Raw genomic sequence first — 19,982 nt, 5'->3', positions numbered from 1 at the left:
ATTGCCTATTGCCTATTGCCTATTGCCTATTGCCTATTGCAAAGCTCCGTAGGAGCGCCCTGGTAATAGCATTACAATGTGATGCAGAGATCATGAGCCCCGTAGGGGCGGTCTGTTAATAACAGAAGATAGTTTTTGTATCATTGCAAGAATCGAAGCCAATCTGTGCTGCGCTTGTGGAAGTAAAGCCAACTCATTTAATTAATGCAACTATTTTGTTTTTAATTAATGTACCCATCTTACTTTTCTAGAATATCTTTGATGTTTTTCTTAAATATCACTTAACATCTTAAATCCTCTTAATGGTTAATATAAAATCCTCATTTTTATATTTTAGTCAGCCAGTCTAGATTTAAAATTAAACTATTTTTTTCTTTCACCTTTACTTTAAACAGAGCGTTTGTCATCCTAGAATGATCTAAGCACTGTTTTAATAAAACCAATGTCTTCACATTTTTATCTATCTATCTATCTAAAATAGGATTATCATCCTATCCTGATGTAAATCGCCACTTCGTGGCTCACAGGTCCCTAAAGATTTATTAAAGTAAATATTGAAAAAGTATTTTTCTCTTGGAGTATTTAAGATACTAATTTGTTACAGCTGATTATAATTGAAGAGCAAATTAATTGAAATAAATGAGAAAAGGAAACATTTTTAGAGGTCATAAAATATTAAAATCACAGACCCAATCCCTAGCCCCGATTGAAATGAAAATACTTTTTTGAAAAAAAAGATTGTAATGAAAAGCGGGAAATAGCTACTAATAAATATAATTTAGATATTAATGATTTATAAATTAATGCAATTATAAATTTTATGAAGTCTGTATTTTATAATTTTTATCGTAAAGTTCGAAATGTGATCTAATATTTGCCAAGTTTTTCCACGTAGCATATTTAAATAATATAAATCCTATAATCATTCCCAAAGTATTTAGGAAAACATCATCTACATCGGCCACTCCACGACCTGTGTAGGATTGAGTTAATTCGATTAATGTGATGGTAATAATAAAGAAAAATGTGATAGGAAAGAATTTATTAAATTTTCCAATACAAAGACCTAGCCACCCAAACGGACTGAAAACAAAGACATTGCCTATGATATTAATGATGAAATCGGTTTCTTGAACGCGACTATCTGTGAAGAACATACGTATGGTATTAAAAGGCTTGAGCTGAAGATAGAAGCAATCTGAAGCTTCTCTACCCGAACCAAAGAACATCATATATAATAAAAAGACGGCGTATACAGAAATTAGAACTGCAAAATGTTTTTTCATAGGTTTCCTTTTGGGATTAGTAATAAAAAAGTTTTGTAGTGCTATTAGTTTTTGAAGTTATTTTTATAACAAAAACCTTACCCTTATAGTATGTGGTTTAGAAACTTTATGCTTATTTAATATTTTTTAACAAAATAAAAGCCTTATTAAAAAATAATAAGGCTTAAATGTATTTTGAATTAATTTTATTATACTTGAATTACTCCTAAGTTGAATTTTTCAGTAATAGGAGCATGATTAGCGGCTTCAATTCCCATAGAAATCCATTTTCTGGTATCTACTGGATTAATGATTGCATCTGTCCAAAGTCTTGCCGCTGAGTAGGTTGATTCTGTTTGCTTTTGATATTTTTTTGAAATTGTATCTAGAATTTCTTTACGCTCTTCTTCAGAAATCTCTTTGCCTTGCTTTTTCAATGTCGATTCCTGGATTTGCGCTAAAACTTTAGCAGCCTGCGCCCCTCCCATTACAGCAAGATCTGCCCAAGGCCAAGCTACAATTAATCTCGGATCATAAGCTTTTCCGCACATTGCATAGTTTCCTGCACCGTAAGAATTTCCTGTGATAATCGTAAATTTTGGAACCACAGAATTAGAAACGGCATTTACCATTTTTGCTCCGTCTTTAATGATTCCGCCATGTTCTGATTTTGAACCAACCATGAAACCAGTTACATCCTGTAAGAAAACCAAAGGTATTTTTCTCTGATTACAATTAGCAATAAATCTTGTCGCTTTATCTGCTGAATCAGAATAAATTACTCCGCCAAACTGCATTTCGCCTTTTCCACTTTTTACCAGTTTTCTTTGGTTAGCAACGATGCCTACAGACCAGCCGTCAATTCTTGTCGTGGCACAAACAATACTTTTACCGTAATCCGATTTATATTCTTCAAATTCAGAATTATCAACTAAACATTTAATGATTTCATACGTATCATATTGTTCAGCTCTGGAAACTGGCATAATTCCGAAAATATTTTCTGGCTTTTCTTTTGGCTGAGCACTTTCAATTCTGTCAAATCCAGCTTTTTCAGTAGAACCCAAAGATTTCATGATATTTTTGATTCTATTCAAAGCATCTTTATCATCTTTAGCCTTATAATCAGTAACTCCGGAAATAGAACAATGTGTGGTCGCTCCACCCAACGTTTCATTATCAATACTTTCTCCGATTGCAGCTTTCACTAAATAGCTTCCTGCAAGAAAAATAGAGCCTGTTCCGTCCACAATCATCGCTTCATCGCTCATGATAGGCAGATAAGCTCCACCGGCAACGCAACTGCCCATTACAGCGGAAATCTGGATGATTCCCATGGAACTCATTTTAGCATTATTTCTGAAAATTCTCCCGAAATGTTCTTTATCAGGAAAAATTTCATCCTGCATTGGTAAATAAACACCTGCTGAGTCTACCAAATAAATAATTGGAAGTTTATTTTCCATAGCAATTTCCTGTGCTCTCAGGTTTTTCTTACCCGTAATCGGAAACCAAGCACCCGCTTTTACCGATGCATCATTGGCTACAACCAAACATTGTCTCCCCGAAACATATCCCATTACCACAACTACGCCACCACTTGGGCATCCGCCATGTTCTTCATACATTTCATAGCCTGCAAAAGCACCAATTTCTATGGAATCTGAATCTTTATCGAGAAGATATTCAATTCTTTCTCTTGCCGTCATTTTTCCTTCATCACGAAGCTTCTGAAGTCTTTTATCTCCACCCCCTTTTTTAATTTCGGCAAGCAGACGATTTATCTCGGATAGCTTTAATCTATTTTGATCTTCCCGTTTGTTGAATTCAATGTCCATAAACTTTCAATTTTTACGCCTAAAGATACTATTTTTCATAACATTTTAGATTTAATTAAAACGAGTGTTTAATTTATTGGTTTTCAGAAATTTGTGAAATTTTTAACTAAAAAATGTTTTTAAATACATGATTTTTTTTCTAACTTTACATCAGAGTATTGGGGATAATATCCTCTACAAAATACTCTAGTTCCTAGTTTATTTTTTTAATAGTTTATTATTTGAAGGCCCTGAAAGTTGAACAGATTTTCAGGGTTTTTCTTTTTTAATAAGATTAAATTTCCCCTGTAATTTTTGAATTTTTTATAAGAATTGTAAAACCTATTTGTAAATTTGCATGTTGAAATTCAAAGAGGTTAAGGTATGCATAAATTAGCACTTTTCAGGTTGCATTTGATTGTTTTTTTGTGGGGGTTTACGGCAATTTTAGGAAAGCTGATTCATGCGAATGCGCAGATTCTTGTTTTCTATCGAATGCTTTTTGCTGCCATTTTTCTTTTTGCCTTTATCAGAATTTATAAAAAGGAAAGTATAAAAGTTTCAAAGAAAATTTTTTTCCAATTAGCTGCTATTGGTTTTACCATGGCTTTGCATTGGTACTGTTTCTTTTATTCCATTAAAGTTTCGAATGTTTCGATTGCTTTAAGCTGTCTCTCGTTATCTACTTTATTTGCCTCAATTTTAGAACCGATTATTTTTAAGCGGAAGATTGATATTTCGGAAGTTTTGATGGGAATTGTGATTGTAGCCTGCATTTTATTAATATTTAAAACTGAATTTCAATATAAAGAAGGAATTATGTATGGCGTTTTATGTGCCATTTTCGGAACTATATTTTCTGTTTTCAACGGAAAGATGTTTGGAAAGACAAGCTCGGGAAACATTATTTTTTACGAAATTTTCTGCGGATGGTTCATTTTGATGATAATTTATTTGTTTTCCGGACAAATTTTTCAAATGAATGAAATAAGTTACCGTGATATTGCGTTAATATGCTTGTTGGCAAGTGTTTTCACTGCTTTTCCGATGCTAGAATCGGTGAATTTAATGAAATATATTTCGCCTTTTACACTAATTTTAACAGTTAATTTAGAACCAGTTTACGGAATTATACTAGCTTTTTTTATCTTTGGGGAATCGGAACATATGAGCTCTGTTTTTTATGTAGCATCAGGTGTTATGATACTGGCAATCATTGTCAACGGATTAATAAAAGCTAAGAAAACAAAAAAATTAAATTAAGCATCGACATCTATGATGAAAAAATATCTTTTGCTTGCATTCTCCCTGGTTTTTGGGGTATCTCAGGCTCAAATTATCAGAAAATATTCCAATGAATTTTTAAATATTGGAGCCGGAGCGAGAGGGCTTGCGATGGGAGGAGCTGTAATTTCTAATCAGGATGATGTATATTCTCCGATGTGGAACCCGGCAGGTTTAATGGCCATTCAAAAAGATTGGCAAGGAGCGGCGATGCACGCAGAATATTTTGAATCGATTGCAAAGTACGATTATCTTGCTTATGCAAAAGTATTGGAAACCGGAGTTTTCGGAGTTTCAGTGGTAAGGCTGGGTGTTGATAATATTTTGAACACAACTCAAATGATCGATCCTGAAGGAAATATTGATTATGATAAAATCACAAAATTCTCTCAGTCAGATTATGCTGCAGTTCTTTCCTATGCTTTTAATCCAGGAGGAAATCAAAGATTGGATGTTGGGGTAAATGCAAAGTTAGTTTACAGAAATGTAGGAAAATTTGCCAATGGCTATGGTTTTGGATTTGATATCGGTGCCATCTACAAATTAGATAATGGTTATAAAATCGGGGGAATGTTGAGAGATGCAACAACAACGGTAAACTTCTGGACAGTAAATCAAAAAGAGCTTTCCACTGTTGTGAATGGTGAGGAATTCAACCCTGCGCCGAAAGATAAGATGGAACTTACGATGCCAAAACTGAATGTTGGGGTAAGTAAAAATTTTGAAATCAACAGCAGTGTTTACGTTTTGCCGGAAGCGGGTATTAATGTTGATTTTGCTAAAACAGCCGCCCTTTTATCTACAGATTTTGCAAGTATAACGCCGTATGCGGGAGCCGAGTTAGGATATCAAAAAATGATTTTTGTAAGATTAGGGGTAAACCGTTTTCAGAATATTACAGATATTGAGGATTTAAAAAGAAAAGTTTCGTTCCAGCCAAGTGCGGGTATCGGAATTAGATATAGAGGGTTAACGCTGGATTATGCGATTACCAACTCAGGAATTGGAGGTTCCAATTTTTATTCAAACTTTTTCTCTCTGAAATTAGATATGGGAGAGTTTAGAAATGATTAATTTTAAAATGAAAAAAGCAATATTCCTCTTCTTAATGTTTTGGAAAATAAGTATTTTTTCTCAAACAGTTGGATTTGCAACTAACATTAATCCTAAGCTTAAACACATTCATGCTGAAGTAGGGACAAATGTTGCCGTTAAATTTACTGAAGTACTTAATTATGATGCGTTAGATTTTATAAAAAAGCTCACGGTGCAAACTAAAACGTTGAATGATTTTGATTTCAGTATTTTAGAAAATAACAATGTTTTTTCGGAGAATAAGCAACGAGAATATTTACGCGATTTTTGTAGAAAAAATAATATTGATAAAATCATTGTTCTTTATAGAAATCCTTTTTTTATACAATACTCACCATATAAAAATCTTTATAGATTGAAATTTGATTTTGGAATTCTAACCCAAGAAAGAAAAAAGAAAGTTATTTATTATATGAACAGAATGATACTAGCATATTATGATAATAAGATAGATAAATTAATGCCTACTTATTTAGCCGGAGAAGAATCATTGCATAGAGAATATTATAAAAGAAATAGTGGAGAAATAGTTGTAGATAAGGAGTCAAAAAAGTTGATAAATAGTAGTGAAGTTGAAGCCGATTTTATAAAAGATTTTGAAAATAGGCTTAAACAGAATTTTGATGAAGCTATGAAAAAATAAAATTTACACATTATGGACAATAAAATCAAGAAGGCAGGAATGTTAATATTTACATTTTCATGTTTAGTTGCCTTCGGACAAAAAGTTTCTGATTATAAATATATTGCTGTACCAGAAAAATTTAAAGATTTTGAGAAAGAATCTTATGGACTGGAGGGGTTTTTGTCTAAAAATTTGACATCTAAAAAATACGTTGTCATTTCTTCAGATAAGAGTAAATGGCCTGCTGAAGTAGGAAATCCTTGTAATGTCTTGAATGCAGAAGTTTTAAATACAAGTAGTTTTTTAAAGAATAAAGTTACAGTTCAGTTTAAAGATTGTAATGATAAAACTATTTCTGAAGCAAAAGGTGGCTCAAGTATTAAAGAATTTCAAGAAGGATACTCAGATGCGTTAAGAACTGCATTGGTTGGTATTTCTTCATCAAATCCTACAGTTAACTTAGCCGCTGTTGAAAATACTCAACGTGTAGAAGTACAACCAGTAAAAGAATCGCCTGTTCAGACTCAAACTAAAGAAGCTGCCGCAACTACTTTTACAACAAGTACCGCAACGAAATTCAGCAACGGAAAATTAAATCTTCAGAAAATTAAGTTAGCCGAAGATCAGTTTATTTTGGCTGATCCTAACAGTTCTGTTCCTTACGCCACTTTTAAAGCAACAGCAAAAAAAGATGTCTTCAGAGTAAAATTGGCAAACGGTGAATCTACTCTTGGATATATTGAGAATGGAAATATCGTTATTGAAATGCCTCAGACAAACGGAGATTTTTCCAGAGACGTTTTTACAGGAAAGTAAAATTAATTGTTACATAAAATATAATATCCTTAATTCCATGAAAGAATTAAGGATATTTTTTTATTAAAGGTTCTGAGAAGGATCTACCAAAAAATCTTTTATTTCTTGATAAATTTAATAGTCTGGCTTTCTTTATTATTTTTAATTTTAGCTGTATACATTCCCGGAAATAGGTCTGATAATTTCACAGATGCACTTTTTCCTAATTGAGAAATATTTCTAACCATTTTTCCATTGGCATCATAAATTTCTACAGATTCGATTGTATTTTTATCTTCAATATTTAAAACATCAGAAACTGGGTTTGGATAAATTTTAGCAGTTGCTTTCGTGACTTCAGAAGTTGCCAAAGGCCCTAAAATATTTGCCGTGTAGTCTGTCCAGGTTCCATAAGCATAAGAGCCACATGCAGAAGTTCCTGGTTGTGCATTAGCTTCACGAGTCCAGATTCTCATTCTATAGCTTCCTGTAGCAACAGATGAAGGTACAGTAAACGAACCGGAATACGTTTCCGGACTTGTATTTCCAATGTAAGCAGGCATGTAAAGATTTTCACCAGCATCATCAAAATCACCATCTTTATTAAAGTCGATAGCCAATCCGCAAGACATCCATCCTATAGTAGTTACACTCACATTATAGCTGACATTTGTATTCAGATTTACAGAAACAGATGTTCTATCCCTACCTGATGTGCAAGTGCCTGAAGCAAATGTATTATTAAAATTAGCTCCCGGAATAGATACTTGTGTAATTCTCCAGCTACTACAGCCGTTGGAATAGGTTGGGCTACAATACGTTTGAGCATTAAATAAACCTGAAAACGCAGACGCGCATAAAAATGCAAATGATTTTGCCAAATTGTAATAATTTTTCATAATTGTACTTTTTTATTTTTACAATATGAAGATAGAAAAATAATTAAATTATTCGTAATTATAGATGTTATTTAATGATATTAATTTAATTAGTTAAAGTTTTTTGTTACTAATAATTTCAGCAATTATGAAGAAGGTTGATTGTCGAAGAAATCACGAATAATTTTCGCCTTACTTTTTCCGATAATTTCTTCTAATGTTACCAAATCGGCTTCCTTGATCCTTTTTACAGACTTTAATTTAGATAAAAGTAATTCGATAGTCTTTCCGCCAACCCCTGGAATTTCCTCCAGTTCAGATTTTATCGTTGAGTTCTTTCTTCTGGTTCTGTGGTGTTTTACCCCAAAACGGTGCGCTTCGTCTCGAACTCTCTGCAAGATTTTCAACGTTTCAGACTTTTTATCGAGATATAATGGAATCGGATCTTCAGGGAAAAAGATTTCTTCCAATCTTTTAGCAATCCCGACAATGGTTATTTTCCCGTATAACCCTAATAATCGTAAACTTTTTACAGCAGATGATAATTGCCCTTTTCCACCATCAATCAAAATTAATTGTGGCAAATTTTCACCCTCGTCCAGCATCCTTTTGTAACGACGGTAAATGACTTCTTCCATCGTGGCAAAGTCGTTCGGCCCTTCAACGGTTTTGGGATGAAAAATTCTGTAATCAGCTTTACTTGGCTTTCCATCTTTAAAAACGACACATGCCGAAACGGGATTGGTTCCCTGAATATTCGAGTTATCAAAACCTTCAATATGTCTAGGTTCCACGGGCATTCTCAACAGTTTTTGCATTTCTGCCATAATTCTGTTCGTGTGTCTTTCGGGATCGACAATTTGTACTTGTTTTAATTTCTCTAAACGATATTCTTTAGCATTTTTTTCTGAAAGTTCCACGATACGTTTTTTATCACCTACTTTCGGAACGATCAATTTTACATTCGGAATTTCCACCGATAAATGAAAAGGGAGCAAAACTTCTCTGGAATCGGAAGCAAATTTCTGACGAATCTCAATCAGTGCTTCTTCCATAATATCTTCGTCAGATTCCTCAAGGATTTTTTTAATTTCAGTCGTAAAACTTTGAATGATATTTCCGTTCCTGATCTTAAAGAAATTTACATACGCCGCTGTTTCATCACTCGTCATTCCGAAAACATCAACATCATCAATATTAGGATTTACTACCGTGTTTTTAGCCTGATAATCTTCCAGAATATCAAGTCTTTCTTTGATGATTTGGGCATCCTCAAACTTTAGATTGCTGGCATATTTCATCATTTGTCCGGTAAGATATTCCTTTGCTTTTCGGAAATCTCCCTTTATAATTCCGCGGATGGCATCTATTTTTTCATCATAATCTTGCTTGCTTTCCAAGCCTTCGCAAGGGCCTTCGCAATTTTTAATATGATATTCAAGGCAGACTTTATATTTTCCGTCGTCGATTTTACTCGGAGCTAAATTTAAATTACAAGTCCTTAATTTATAAATATGTTTAATGGTATCCAGTAAAATCTTTGCAGGACGCACTTTCGCATAAGGCCCGAAATATTCTGAACCATCTTTAATTTTATTTCTCGTTAAAAATATTCTTGGAAATTCTTCATTTTTAATGCAAATCCAAGGATATGTTTTGTCATCCTTCAACATGACATTATAAAAAGGCTGATGTTCTTTAATCAGGTTGTTTTCCAGCAAAAGCGCATCATATTCACTGTTTACAATCGTGGTCTCCAATCGTTGGATTTTACTGACCATGATTTTAATTCGGTACCCCGAAAGATTTTTATTGAAGTAGGAAAGAACCCTTTTTTTGAGGTTTTTAGCCTTCCCGACATATAATAGTTGTTCGTTTTTATCATAATAACGATAAACGCCGGGCTCAGATGGTAAAGTTTTCAGCTGTAATTCTAACGAAGGATTCATAAGACAAAATTAGTAAATGAATATTAAATGGAAAACACAAATTTTTACCCCATAATCATTCGTAAGTAACCTAAAAATCAATATTTTTGTATCAAAATAAACTAAAATTATGAAAAAGCGATCAATTTTTTTAATTGCGTCAATTTCGTTGATGGGCGTAAAAGGGCAAACACTAGAATGGCAAAAAAGTTTTGGAGGAAGTAATGTTGAAGATTTTGTGAAAAATATAGAATCTTCGGATGGTAATTTTGTTTTTACAGGGAGTACTTTAAGCAATGATGGAGATATTCCTACTAATAATGGATTGAAGGATGTTTTTGTTACAAAAATAGATAATAACGGAAATTACCTTTGGAAAAAAGTATTTGGTGGAAATAATGATGATGTTCCTGTAACTATGGTTAGTTCAAATGATGGAGGGACAATTTTACTATCTAAATCAAAATCCAATTCAGGGAATTTTAATATAAATAGAGGAGATGATGATCTTTGGGTTACAAAACTAGATTCTAGTGGAAATATTGTTTGGAATAATTCTTTTTCGGGTTCCGGTAACGAATCAGGAGCTCAAATAATATCTATTCCCAATGGTTATATATTAACAGTGAATACCAACTCCAATGATTTTGATTTTGCCCACGCAGGTACAACCGGTAAAGATGTTTGGGTAATAAGACTGGATGAATCTGGAAATGTAATTTGGAAAAAACTTTTACAGGGTTCTCTTGATGAAGTATCGAGTAATTTAAAAACTGTTAATTCTAATGAATTTTTGTTACTGGTAAATTCTGCTTCAATAGATGGTGATTACTCTTCCAATACGGCAACCAATGCCTATAAAGGATTTATCTACAGAATGGATGTGAATGGTAATATATTATTAAACTCTAAGATAGAATCAACAGATATACAACAATCGAATTTCATTAATGACATAAAAGCTTTAAGTGACGGATATATCATTGGAGGAAGGGAAAATGTGCCTTTTGCTTCCGGTTCTACGACATATGAAAATTATGATGCGACATTTGTGAAAATTTCAACATCTGGAAATTTATTATGGAAAAAGACATTTTCATCTAATGGACCTCAATTTGATGAAGCATTATTTACCGAAACTACAACTGATAATGCTAATTTATTCTTTGGTTACTCAAAATATAATCTTGTGGTATTAGATTCTTGGATGATGAAGATAGATAATAATGGGAATATAATTAAGAAAACTTCATTTGAGAATTATGATAATTTATCTGACTTAAAAAAAATACCTTCATCAGGTAATTTTATTCTTAGTACGAGACGTATGGTAATCGGCTCTGGTGGAGATTTTAGACATTATGTTATTTCTCTAAATTCAATAGGTACAAATATTGTTAACAGTACATTAATCAATACAGGGCAGGCTAACCCAAGTTCTTATTTTTGCTTATCTAATGTAACAAATGAAGGTAAAATCTTTGGTTTTTTAACAGAAAGCCCCTTTAATTCAAATCCTAATTATAATGTTTTAATATCTAAATTAAATATTCCTCAATCTTTTCTTTCGGTAACAGAACTTAATAATTCTAATGTGAATGTATTCGTATATCCTAATCCTACTAGTGATTATATAAAAATTTCTGAAAAGATGGATTTATTAGTTTTATATGATTTAACTGGAAGAGTTGTTATTACAGCTAAAAATGCTGATAATATTGATGTGAGAAGTATAAACTCTGGAAATTATATTTTACAAATTAGCAATAAAAAGATTAATCAATCATTTAAGATTATTAAAAAATAATTCTTAAACACAAAAAAAAGCTGTAGAAAACTTTTCTACAGCTTTTTTTATTATAATTTAGTTTTACCCGTTTGCCATGGCTGTATATTCCTGAACCAAAAAGCTGAAATAATCCCATTCCACAGAATTTTTAGGATATTTTTTCATGAACTCTGAATTATCTCCAAAAAGAAAATCGTAGTTGTCATCAAAATCATCTTTGTGAAGCCACATTACTTTATCACCTTTTTTTACATAATAAGATTTGATAACGCCACCACCTAGCTGAGGACTTCCTCCAATTGAAAATCCTGATGTTTCCTTCGCTCTCGGATCATGATATACAGAAATAATATCATCAAATTCAGGATTGATGACCTGCATCAGAAATTCTTTGTCATCTTTTTTGTTTTTAAGTGAAACGGTCTGATTTACAAAATAAATTCTGTCGTTATTGGTTCTTTTAGTTAATTTTTTAGTGCTATAATTTCTAATGTTTCCCATGTATCTTGCCACTTTTGCAATTTTTTCGGCATTGCTTGGGTAGATATACATCTCCGCAATTTGATCGGCATTGAAAACCTCACTTTTCTTCGTGATGCTGTCTTTTAAAGCCACTTCAAAAATCTGTCCCTTTTTAGTGTCAGTTTTGCTGCAGAAGCCTTTGTGAGTACTTCCGTCTTTTAAAATGACAGTAGATGTTTTCTTGGGTGATGGCGTGTTGAATCCTTCATTAAAAAGATACATCTCCATTTTTTTAATGTCTTCTTTAGAATATTTCACCTTTTGAGCAAAAGTAGTCATGCTTACAAGACATGAGGCAAAGAGTAAAGCTTTGATTTTCATAAGTTATTATAATTGTTTTAAGAGCGTAAAAATAATAAATAAAACCAGTTGTGATGCAAAATATTTTTAGTCGAAATTTAGTTTTTCCAGTTATGGCTAAATGTGTAATTTTAAGACAAATTTTTAGAGAATGATATACGGTGTAGATGTTTTCAGTTTCCATGATGTATTGGAAATCTGTAAAACTCCAAATAAAGCTAAACTGAATAAAGCGGCAAAAGAACAGATCTTAAAATCTCAGAAAAATGTTCAGAAAATTGTAGAGTCGGATAGATGTGTGTATGGAATTAACACAGGTTTTGGACCGCTTTGTGATACTAAAATTTCTGCTGATGAAACTGCGCAGTTGCAATATAATTTAATTATTTCTCACGCTGTTGGTGTAGGAAAACCTATTGATAAAGAATTTTCAAAAATCATGATGATTGCTAAGGTTCATGCTTTGTCAAAAGGTTTCTCAGGGGTTTCTTTGGAAGTCATTGAGAGAATGATTTTGATGTTGGAGAAAGATATTATTCCTGTCGTTCCGGAACAAGGTTCTGTAGGAGCTTCCGGAGATTTGGCACCTTTAGCACACTTGGTTTTACCATTATTAGGATTAGGAAAAGTTTGGGTTGGAAATGAAATTTTCAATACTGCTGAAATCTTGGAAAAAAATAATCTTGAACCATTAGTTTTAGGTCCCAAAGAAGGTTTAGGATTAATCAACGGAACTCAGTTTATTCTTTCGCATGCCATTAAAGGGTTGGAAAAATTCGAATATTTATTGGATTTAGCGGATATGACTGCAGCGATGAGTCTTGAAGCGTACAGAGGTTCTGAAAGTCCGTTCAAAAAAGAGCTTCACGAGATCAGACCATTCGAGGGAAGTAAAAAAGTAGCTGCAAGAATGTTGAAATTCTTAAAAGGTTCTGAAAATATGAAAGCGCACGAAGATTGCGAAAGAGTTCAGGATCCTTATTCGATGAGATGCGTTCCTCAGGTTCATGGTGCGAGCAGAAATGCTTTTGAACATTTAAAAATGATGGCTGAAACAGAACTGAACTCTGTAACAGATAATCCGATTGTTTTAAGTGCTGAAGAATCTATTTCAGGAGGAAATTTCCACGGACAGTTGATGGCTTTGCCTTTAGATTATGCAACTTTAGCTGCTGCGGAATTAGGAAATATTTCAGACAGAAGGAGTTATTTATTATTGGAAGGAAAATATGGCTTACCAAGATTATTAACGGAAAGCTCAGGATTAAATTCAGGATTTATGATTCCTCAATATACTTCTGCGGCATTGGTTACAGAAAATAAAACGTTGTGTTTTCCGGCTTCTGCAGATTCTATTCCTACAAGTTTGGGGCAGGAAGATCATGTTTCGATGGGAAGTATTTCGGGTAGAAAATTCAATCAGGTTCTTGGGAATTTGGTGAATATTTTATCGGTGGAATTGATGTTTGCGGCGCAAGGATTAGAATTCAGAAGACCTTCAAAATGTTCAAAAATTATTGAAGAAAACTTTGCCATTCTTCGTTCAAAAGTGGATAAGCTTGAAGATGACCGATTGATTGGTGAAGATATGCTGGCGATTGCAGAATTAATTAATGAAAGAAAGTTTGTGGTTAATTAATTTTAAACTAAATAATATAAAGACTTCCAGAAATGGGAGTCTTTTTTGTTTCTATCGCGTCTATTCATGAAAATATTGCTGTAATTTATGTTTAAATAAATAATTTTGTATTATCAAAAACAATTCAATGACAATCAAAAGAACAGACTCTTCCAACAAAGATTTTCAATATTTAGTAAAATTCCTGGATCAGGATTTAGCCATTCGCGACGGTGATGAACATGCATTTTATCATCAGTTTAATGCTATCGATCAGCTGAAAAACTGTGTTCTTTTCTTTGTTGATGAAAAACCGGTGGCTTGCGGAGCCTTTAAAAAATATGAAGACGATACGGTAGAAATCAAAAGAATGTATTCGCTACCGGAATATAGAGGGAAAGGTTTTGCTTCAAAAATATTGGCAGAGTTGGAAATTTGGGCAAAAGAAGAAGATTTTACCTTTGCTGTTTTAGAAACCGGATTGAAACAGCCGGAAGCCATTGCTTTGTATAAAAAAAACGGTTACGAGCTTATTCCTAATTACGGACAATATATTGGGATCGAAAATAGTGTTTGCTATAAGAAGAAGCTGTAATTCATTATGTTAATTTGTTATTTTTAGCATAATAAAATTAAAGAATATTTAAAATTCATCTTTTTTTAATTCAATGTAAAGTGATAACTTGGTTTTGCTAATCAAATTTACTTTATATGAAGAAAAATGTATTTTACCTTATGATGTTGTTCTTGGTTTTCACGGCTTGTAACAGGGAAGACGTTCAGAACAATCCTGCCAATATCGAAGTGGCACAGAAAGATCCGTTAGGTTCGAAAGAAATTAATGAGAAAATTAACGAAACGATTAAAACCAAAGGGAAATTTTCCTGGAAAGAATCTTCCGATCATTTTGTGTGGAGTGCTATTTTTCAGGGAAATAAAATTGCGTCTATCGGTTTCGGCTCGTCTTTCGACAGAGATTTAGATCCCAATAATGCGGCTATCGAAAACGAAATTTTAGATTTAATTAAAAAATACGAAGGAAAAACCGACCGTATTTTGTTGTCTTCGGATAAATATTTAAATCAAATTGATGTTGCGATAGAAAAACAGGAAACAATCATTGCACTTCGAAAAATGAAAAATATCCGTTATCTGGAGCCTGCCGATTATCGTTATTTTGAAAATGAAAATAAATATAACGGTACAGCAGCAAAATCCAGCGGAAGTTCTTCTGGTTGCGGATTTGAATCTACCGCTTTAAATGCAGCAGATTATACAACCGTAACACCGAATGCGAAAGCGCCCTGGTCTTTTGCGAAACACAATATCACAAGCGCCTGGAATTACAGCACAGGAGCCGGAGTTACCATTGGTGTAATCGATAGTGGTGTTTCTCCTGAACAGTCTTTATTGGGAAGCAGTTTCAATAACGGACTTTCTTCTGGAAGAACGATCAGTAAAAATGGAGTGTATGTAGATTCGGTTTGGCCGTGGAGTACAGGTTACGACGGTTCTGCTGATAAATGTGGTCACGGAACGAGCATGGCTTCGGCGATGGCGGCTCCGAGAAATAATCAGGGGCAACCGGTTGGGGTAGCTTATAATGCTAATTTGGTGACTTACAGAGCGGCTTCTAATGTAGTTTTGGATGGTTATCACGAACAAAACGGAGTGAAAATCGCGTTTACAGAATTGGGAAATAATAACAATGTAAAGATTATTTCTATGTCGATGGGACACATTTTCTCTGTCGGGAAAATTGAAGATGGAGTGAAATATGCGTATTCAAAAGGAAAATTAATCTTCTGTGCAGGCGGAACTTCCACAAGTTTTACCACTTTTGTCGGAGTTATTTTTCCAGCTTGGATGCCAGAAACACAAGCCATCACGGGAGTAAAGGAAAATACTTCTAATCAAAAATGTGATGTTTGCCATTCGGGAGCTGAGATTGCTTTCACTTACCAAATGGAAAGAGCTTCAGGAAGTAATATTCCGGTGTTGAGCTATTATAACGGGCAAACAGATTACGTTGGTGGTTCATCAGTCGCAACGGCTTCTACAGCAGGAATCGCGGCATTAGTTTGGTCTAAAAATCCTTCATGGACGAGAGATCAGGTGTTGAATAAAATGAGACAATCTTCAACTTATTATCCTACTAAAAACTCAGACTACGGCTATGGAAACATTAATGTTTTACAGGCTGTTCAGTAAGTTTTAACTAAAATTTTTTAACCGCAAAAGTCCCAAAAGCCTATTGACTTTAGAATTTGCTATTGCTAGCTTTTGCATGGCTTAAATAGATAGTTTTTAAAAAACTTTTGTCCCTTTTGCGGTTAAATTTATAAGACTAAATGCTGTTAATCTCCCAATTGATAATCTAAAGGCAGCATATTTTCAATTTTATTTTTAGAAAAATCTCCCTCAGTAATCAGTAAATCAGGATTTGTAATATTTCCGTCTTTTGAAACTTCAAAAGTTTCACCTTCAGGATGCAAAAAAGAGGAAATTACAACAGGGTCTTTAGTTTTTATAAATTGTTTTCCTTTCAATTCGTACTCATATTTCTGATAATTTACCTGAAGCATATCTTTAAAGGTAAACAATACTTTTCCATTCTCTCTTTTCACATAATCCGTGTCGGGAATTAATGTTTTTGTAATGGCCAAAGCGTAAGGTTTGTTGGCGTTTTTCCTTTGTGAAATATCTAAAATGTCATTTGGAACAGAAGCAACTCTTGAAATTCTCGCCATCTCTTTAAAATTGCTCAGTCTGGCTAATTCTTCTTCTGTAGGATATTTTGGATTGGGAACTTTTACCACATGATTCACAATAAATTGATCTTTAGAAATTGTATTTTCATAAATACTTCTGAAAAAATGAAGTGTACTTCCGTCGTAGGCATTCATTCGGTTCAGTTTTATTTTATCTGAATTTTTTGTTTCCCTGAAAAAACTTGTCCCGACATAATTCACCATTTTAGTATTGAAATCGGCTGCGAAATTGATGAGGTTATATTCAATTTGATAACCGAGTATTTTATTCTCAATAAGTAATGTTTTGGGAGCTTTTACTTTTAAAGTCTGGTTCTTTTTATCGAAAGCAAATTTTAAAGTTCTTTGGTTTTTAATCCTTACATTTTCACGATCATATCCAAGAAAATTATCTAAGAAATAATTAATGAAATTTTTATAAGCCTCCTCTGTGTAAGGGATAATTCGAACTTCTTCTATATCATTACTTTTCAGCAAAACAACCTTCAACGTTTTATTTAAAACTGCCGAAAGCGGCGTAGAAAATGTTTCATAATCTTCTTTCTGGAAAACAATATTTCCCGAATTGTTGGCGGGTGAATTTAAACTGAAACTTCCATCTTCCTTGGAGTTTGTTCCAATTTTGGTTCCATCAATATAAATCGTTACGTTGGCGATTTTCTGTTCGGCATCATTCGTCACTGTCCCTTTAATAATCTGAGCAATTACTTGATAGAAAGGCAGTAATACTAAAAAAAGTAAGAGTGTTTTTTTCATGGTAAACAATATTACTAAATTTTTAGTGATAAAAAAAATCTTAAGCAATAGGTAGTTCTACGGAGTCTGAAAATTGAGTATTAGTACGCTTTTATTTTCTTTTTTTCTAGGCTAGCTTTGTAATGTAATTATAACGGGAGAATTTTAAAGAACAATAAAGTTTTTAAAATCATCAGAAAAATTGCATTCAAAAAAACTAATAACCATGGAGACCAGAAACCATTAAAAACGGGGCGAAATCCGAAAAGCCATAAGAGTAGGAATACCAAAATATTAATTATGGAAACTCAAGAATTAGTAGTAGGAGGGTGGACGAAATATCACGCTCTTACACCAGAAGATCAAAAAGTATTTGACGAAGCAATGGGCGGAATCATTGGTGTAAATTACAAACCACAAGAAGTCTCTACACAGCTTGTAAACGGAAAAAACTACCGTTTCAAGTGTTTGGCGTCTTTACCAGGCGGTTCACAGGTTGTGTGGGAAGCGATAGTGGAAATTTATGCTCCGATTGAAGGGCAGCCACACGTTGTTTCTATCCACAGAATTTAATTACAGCATTTTCGTATAGAAATCGGAGGAATAATTTTCTTCCGATTTTTTGTTTATCCAATTCTCACGCTCGTCATGCTTAATGAGCCCCCAATTAATTCATCATTGAACAAGGCTAAATTTTCAGATTTATCTTTTAAACCTAAAGTATAAATCAATGGTAAATAATGATCCGGAGTCGGAATTGCATATTGCAGTGAAGTTCCTTGTTTTTGATAATCGATAATATGTTGAAAATCTCCATCCAAAAGCCAGTTATTGGTTTTCTCACGAGCTTCAATCGCCCAATCCCAGCCGGCTCCGACGGTGTTGATATTTCTCCAGTCGATTAACCTTAAATTATGAACAATATTTCCGCTTCCGATAATTAAAATACCTTTTTCGCGAAGTTTATTTAATCTTTTAGCTAAATCAAAATGATATTGAGGAGGTTTTGTATAATCAATACTCATCTGAATGACAGGAATATCTGCATTCGGATACATATGTTTGATGACAGACCACGCTCCATGATCCAAGCCCCAATTATGATCTTCTTCCACGAAAATAGGTGCTAATAATTCGACAGTTTCTTTTGCCAGTTCAGGATTTCCCGGCGCAGGATACTGAACATCAAACAAAGCCTGTGGAAAACCTCCAAAATCATGAATAGTTTTGGGCATATCCATAGCAGTCACTTTTGTTCCCTGTGTAAACCAGTGCGCAGAAATACACAAAATTGAATTCGGTTTCGGAATTTCGGTTGCTGCTTTTCTAAACCCTTGCACAAACTGATTTTCTTCAATCGCATTCATCGGAGAACCGTGTCCTAGAAAAAGGACAGGCATTCTCTGAGTGTTTCCAAAATTGTCGCTTATGTTTTGTAGATCGTTGAGGTTCATTTTTATTGATTGATTAAATGAAAAAAGGTTCAAGGTTTTTAGAAATCCCTGAACCTTTTTATGTTGAAATTTTTTGGATTTTATTTAATTTAAATAGGATTAGCATCCTATTCTGTGTTAAGTCGCCCTTTCAGGGCTCCCCCAAAACCCGTTTAATTTATTACGCTTGTTTTACGAACTGTAATTCTCCGGCGATTTTTACTTCTTCGCTTACCATTACACCTCCAGCTTCAAGAGCAGCATTCCAGTTTAATCCGAAATCTTTTCTGTTGATTTTCCCTTCAAAAGAGAAACCAGCCTTTGTATTTCCCCATGGATCTACGTTGATTCCGTTGAAATCTACATCAAGAGTTACAGGCTGTGTAATTCCGTTGATTGTTAAATTTCCAGTTACTTCGTTGTTCAAAGCAGAAGATTCGAAAGTAATTGTCGGGTTAGCTTCAGCGTTGAAGAATTCTGCAGATTTTAGGTGATTATCTCTGTCTGCGTTGTGTGTAGAGATAGAATCTGTCTGAATCGTAGCCGTTGTTTTCGCGTTGGCAAAAGTATCGTCTTCAGCATCGATTTCTGCAGTGAAGTTGGTAAAGTTTCCTTTAATATTAGAGATCATCATGTGTTTTACTTTGAAAGTAAGTTCACTGTGAGCTGGGTCTAGGTTCCATTTTGTAGCCATTGTATTAATATTTTTTGTTGTTAATTATAATGCAAATTTAGATCAAGCGAGAGGTACAATTCATTGATTTAGGATAAGAAATGATTTTATGCTAATTTTTTCTTTTAATTAAACATCAATAATATCATTCAAAAACTTCAATCACCCATCTTCTAACTTCCTTTCTTTTTCAGTAGCTTTTTCCCGCTATCCACTATATCTTTTTTGTTACGGCTTCCGCTTCGCTCCAGCCGCAACCAAAAAGGATGCCGTTTCTATGGTAAGTTTGCAAAGAGAAAAAAATAAGTATAGCTTAGTTAAAAAAATTAACCTAAAGAGTAAAAGCAGCAGGATAAAGACCGACGCTCGTTTGATACCAAGATATCGCCCCTGATTTTAGTCCCCTGCTGCTGTTTTCTTCCAAATCCGGATAGAACGTTGTTTGACTAAAACT

The 19,982-nt window shown here is 33.6% G+C and carries 17 protein-coding genes; 9 read left to right on the top strand and 8 right to left on the bottom strand.

The features are described from left to right. Positions 1 to 818: 818 nt before the first annotated feature. Together ABEG63_RS21195 and ABEG63_RS21190 are read right to left on the bottom strand one after the other, a co-directional pair. On the bottom strand, positions 819 to 1,286 hold the full coding sequence (locus ABEG63_RS21195) for a VanZ family protein (RefSeq protein WP_346587430.1): 468 nt from the start codon (positions 1,284 to 1,286) through the stop codon (positions 819 to 821). A 188-nt stretch (positions 1,287 to 1,474) separates the two neighbouring features. Further along, positions 1,475 to 3,103 carry a carboxyl transferase domain-containing protein gene (locus tag ABEG63_RS21190; protein WP_346587429.1) on the bottom strand — a complete coding sequence of 543 codons (1,629 nt, stop codon included), beginning with the start codon at positions 3,101 to 3,103 and terminating at the stop codon, positions 1,475 to 1,477. Between the two features lie 363 nt (positions 3,104 to 3,466). Here ABEG63_RS21190 and ABEG63_RS21185 point away from each other — a divergent pair, with 363 nt between their 5' ends. The 4 genes from ABEG63_RS21185 to ABEG63_RS21170 are packed head-to-tail and all read left to right on the top strand — an operon-like array spanning position 3,467 to position 6,902. Next, on the top strand, positions 3,467 to 4,345 hold the full coding sequence (locus tag ABEG63_RS21185; RefSeq protein WP_346587427.1) for an EamA family transporter: 879 nt from the start codon (positions 3,467 to 3,469) through the stop codon (positions 4,343 to 4,345). A 12-nt stretch (positions 4,346 to 4,357) separates the two neighbouring features. Further along, the gene (locus ABEG63_RS21180) at positions 4,358 to 5,440 is read left to right on the top strand and encodes a PorV/PorQ family protein (RefSeq protein ID WP_267404377.1); all 1,083 of its coding nucleotides are present in this window, start codon (positions 4,358 to 4,360) and stop codon (positions 5,438 to 5,440) included. A 7-nt stretch (positions 5,441 to 5,447) separates the two neighbouring features. Continuing rightward, the gene (locus tag ABEG63_RS21175) at positions 5,448 to 6,104 is read left to right on the top strand and encodes a hypothetical protein (protein WP_346587426.1); all 657 of its coding nucleotides are present in this window, start codon (positions 5,448 to 5,450) and stop codon (positions 6,102 to 6,104) included. Positions 6,105 to 6,116: 12 nt separating this feature from the next. Continuing rightward, positions 6,117 to 6,902: a hypothetical protein gene (locus tag ABEG63_RS21170; RefSeq protein WP_346587424.1), complete on the top strand. Its 786-nt coding sequence runs from the start codon at positions 6,117 to 6,119 to the stop codon at positions 6,900 to 6,902. A gap of 98 nt (positions 6,903 to 7,000) precedes the next feature. On the opposite strand, the gene ABEG63_RS21165 is transcribed toward ABEG63_RS21170, so the two are convergent. Further along, a complete protein-coding gene (locus ABEG63_RS21165) occupies positions 7,001 to 7,780 on the bottom strand; it encodes a T9SS type A sorting domain-containing protein (protein WP_346587423.1) in 780 nt (259 codons plus the stop codon). 125 nt (positions 7,781 to 7,905) lie between these two features. Further along, on the bottom strand, positions 7,906 to 9,708 hold the full coding sequence (gene uvrC, locus ABEG63_RS21160) for an excinuclease ABC subunit UvrC (RefSeq protein WP_346587422.1): 1,803 nt from the start codon (positions 9,706 to 9,708) through the stop codon (positions 7,906 to 7,908). 109 nt (positions 9,709 to 9,817) lie between these two features. Between uvrC and ABEG63_RS21155 the strand changes: the two genes are divergently transcribed. After that, complete coding sequence (locus ABEG63_RS21155; protein ID WP_346587420.1) at positions 9,818 to 11,494, top strand: T9SS type A sorting domain-containing protein; 1,677 nt, start codon at positions 9,818 to 9,820, stop codon at positions 11,492 to 11,494. A gap of 63 nt (positions 11,495 to 11,557) precedes the next feature. Here the strand turns inward: ABEG63_RS21155 and ABEG63_RS21150 are convergent, their stop codons facing one another. Further along, positions 11,558 to 12,319: a hypothetical protein gene (locus tag ABEG63_RS21150; protein WP_346587419.1), complete on the bottom strand. Its 762-nt coding sequence runs from the start codon at positions 12,317 to 12,319 to the stop codon at positions 11,558 to 11,560. Between the two features lie 130 nt (positions 12,320 to 12,449). Between ABEG63_RS21150 and hutH the strand changes: the two genes are divergently transcribed. From hutH to ABEG63_RS21135, 3 genes are all read left to right on the top strand, one after another. After that, a complete protein-coding gene (gene hutH / locus ABEG63_RS21145) occupies positions 12,450 to 13,937 on the top strand; it encodes a histidine ammonia-lyase (protein ID WP_346587417.1) in 1,488 nt (495 codons plus the stop codon). Between the two features lie 127 nt (positions 13,938 to 14,064). Next, positions 14,065 to 14,511: a GNAT family N-acetyltransferase gene (locus ABEG63_RS21140; protein ID WP_346587416.1), complete on the top strand. Its 447-nt coding sequence runs from the start codon at positions 14,065 to 14,067 to the stop codon at positions 14,509 to 14,511. Between the two features lie 116 nt (positions 14,512 to 14,627). Then, positions 14,628 to 16,127 (top strand): S8/S53 family peptidase, encoded by a 1,500-nt coding sequence (locus ABEG63_RS21135; protein ID WP_346587414.1) that lies wholly within the window; start codon positions 14,628 to 14,630, stop codon positions 16,125 to 16,127. Positions 16,128 to 16,273: 146 nt separating this feature from the next. Here ABEG63_RS21135 and ABEG63_RS21130 read toward each other — a convergent pair whose 3' ends face one another. After that, positions 16,274 to 17,443, bottom strand: coding sequence for a carboxypeptidase-like regulatory domain-containing protein (locus ABEG63_RS21130; protein ID WP_346587412.1), 1,170 nt, complete (start codon positions 17,441 to 17,443; stop codon positions 16,274 to 16,276). Between the two features lie 279 nt (positions 17,444 to 17,722). On the opposite strand from ABEG63_RS21130, the gene ABEG63_RS21125 reads away from it, so the two are divergent. Then, complete coding sequence (locus ABEG63_RS21125) at positions 17,723 to 17,995, top strand: hypothetical protein (protein WP_267404358.1); 273 nt, start codon at positions 17,723 to 17,725, stop codon at positions 17,993 to 17,995. 53 nt (positions 17,996 to 18,048) lie between these two features. Here ABEG63_RS21125 and ygiD read toward each other — a convergent pair whose 3' ends face one another. Both ygiD and ABEG63_RS21115 read right to left on the bottom strand, forming a co-directional pair. Next, positions 18,049 to 18,876, bottom strand: coding sequence for a 4,5-DOPA dioxygenase extradiol (gene ygiD / locus ABEG63_RS21120; protein WP_346587410.1), 828 nt, complete (start codon positions 18,874 to 18,876; stop codon positions 18,049 to 18,051). A gap of 160 nt (positions 18,877 to 19,036) precedes the next feature. After that, on the bottom strand, positions 19,037 to 19,549 hold the full coding sequence (locus ABEG63_RS21115; RefSeq protein ID WP_312391603.1) for a YceI family protein: 513 nt from the start codon (positions 19,547 to 19,549) through the stop codon (positions 19,037 to 19,039). Positions 19,550 to 19,982: the final 433 nt, after the last annotated feature.

This window comes from Chryseobacterium sp. C39-AII1 (genome assembly GCF_039672645.1).
Taxonomy (GTDB): domain Bacteria; phylum Bacteroidota; class Bacteroidia; order Flavobacteriales; family Weeksellaceae; genus Chryseobacterium.
This window is presented reverse-complemented; position numbering and strand designations above follow the sequence as displayed.

Coding starts and splice junctions, on each gene's coding strand:
- ABEG63_RS21165 (WP_346587423.1), bottom strand. CDS start 7,780: ATGAAAAATTATTACAATTTGGCAAAATCATTTGCATTTTTATGCGCG.
- ygiD (WP_346587410.1), bottom strand. CDS start 18,876: ATGAACCTCAACGATCTACAAAACATAAGCGACAATTTTGGAAACACT.
- hutH (WP_346587417.1), top strand. CDS start 12,450: ATGATATACGGTGTAGATGTTTTCAGTTTCCATGATGTATTGGAAATC.
- ABEG63_RS21115 (WP_312391603.1), bottom strand. CDS start 19,549: ATGGCTACAAAATGGAACCTAGACCCAGCTCACAGTGAACTTACTTTC.
- ABEG63_RS21150 (WP_346587419.1), bottom strand. CDS start 12,319: ATGAAAATCAAAGCTTTACTCTTTGCCTCATGTCTTGTAAGCATGACT.
- ABEG63_RS21130 (WP_346587412.1), bottom strand. CDS start 17,443: ATGAAAAAAACACTCTTACTTTTTTTAGTATTACTGCCTTTCTATCAA.
- ABEG63_RS21195 (WP_346587430.1), bottom strand. CDS start 1,286: ATGAAAAAACATTTTGCAGTTCTAATTTCTGTATACGCCGTCTTTTTA.
- ABEG63_RS21190 (WP_346587429.1), bottom strand. CDS start 3,103: ATGGACATTGAATTCAACAAACGGGAAGATCAAAATAGATTAAAGCTA.
- ABEG63_RS21140 (WP_346587416.1), top strand. CDS start 14,065: ATGACAATCAAAAGAACAGACTCTTCCAACAAAGATTTTCAATATTTA.
- ABEG63_RS21180 (WP_267404377.1), top strand. CDS start 4,358: ATGATGAAAAAATATCTTTTGCTTGCATTCTCCCTGGTTTTTGGGGTA.
- ABEG63_RS21185 (WP_346587427.1), top strand. CDS start 3,467: ATGCATAAATTAGCACTTTTCAGGTTGCATTTGATTGTTTTTTTGTGG.
- ABEG63_RS21125 (WP_267404358.1), top strand. CDS start 17,723: ATGGAAACTCAAGAATTAGTAGTAGGAGGGTGGACGAAATATCACGCT.
- ABEG63_RS21135 (WP_346587414.1), top strand. CDS start 14,628: ATGAAGAAAAATGTATTTTACCTTATGATGTTGTTCTTGGTTTTCACG.
- ABEG63_RS21155 (WP_346587420.1), top strand. CDS start 9,818: ATGAAAAAGCGATCAATTTTTTTAATTGCGTCAATTTCGTTGATGGGC.
- ABEG63_RS21170 (WP_346587424.1), top strand. CDS start 6,117: ATGGACAATAAAATCAAGAAGGCAGGAATGTTAATATTTACATTTTCA.
- ABEG63_RS21175 (WP_346587426.1), top strand. CDS start 5,448: ATGAAAAAAGCAATATTCCTCTTCTTAATGTTTTGGAAAATAAGTATT.
- uvrC (WP_346587422.1), bottom strand. CDS start 9,708: ATGAATCCTTCGTTAGAATTACAGCTGAAAACTTTACCATCTGAGCCC.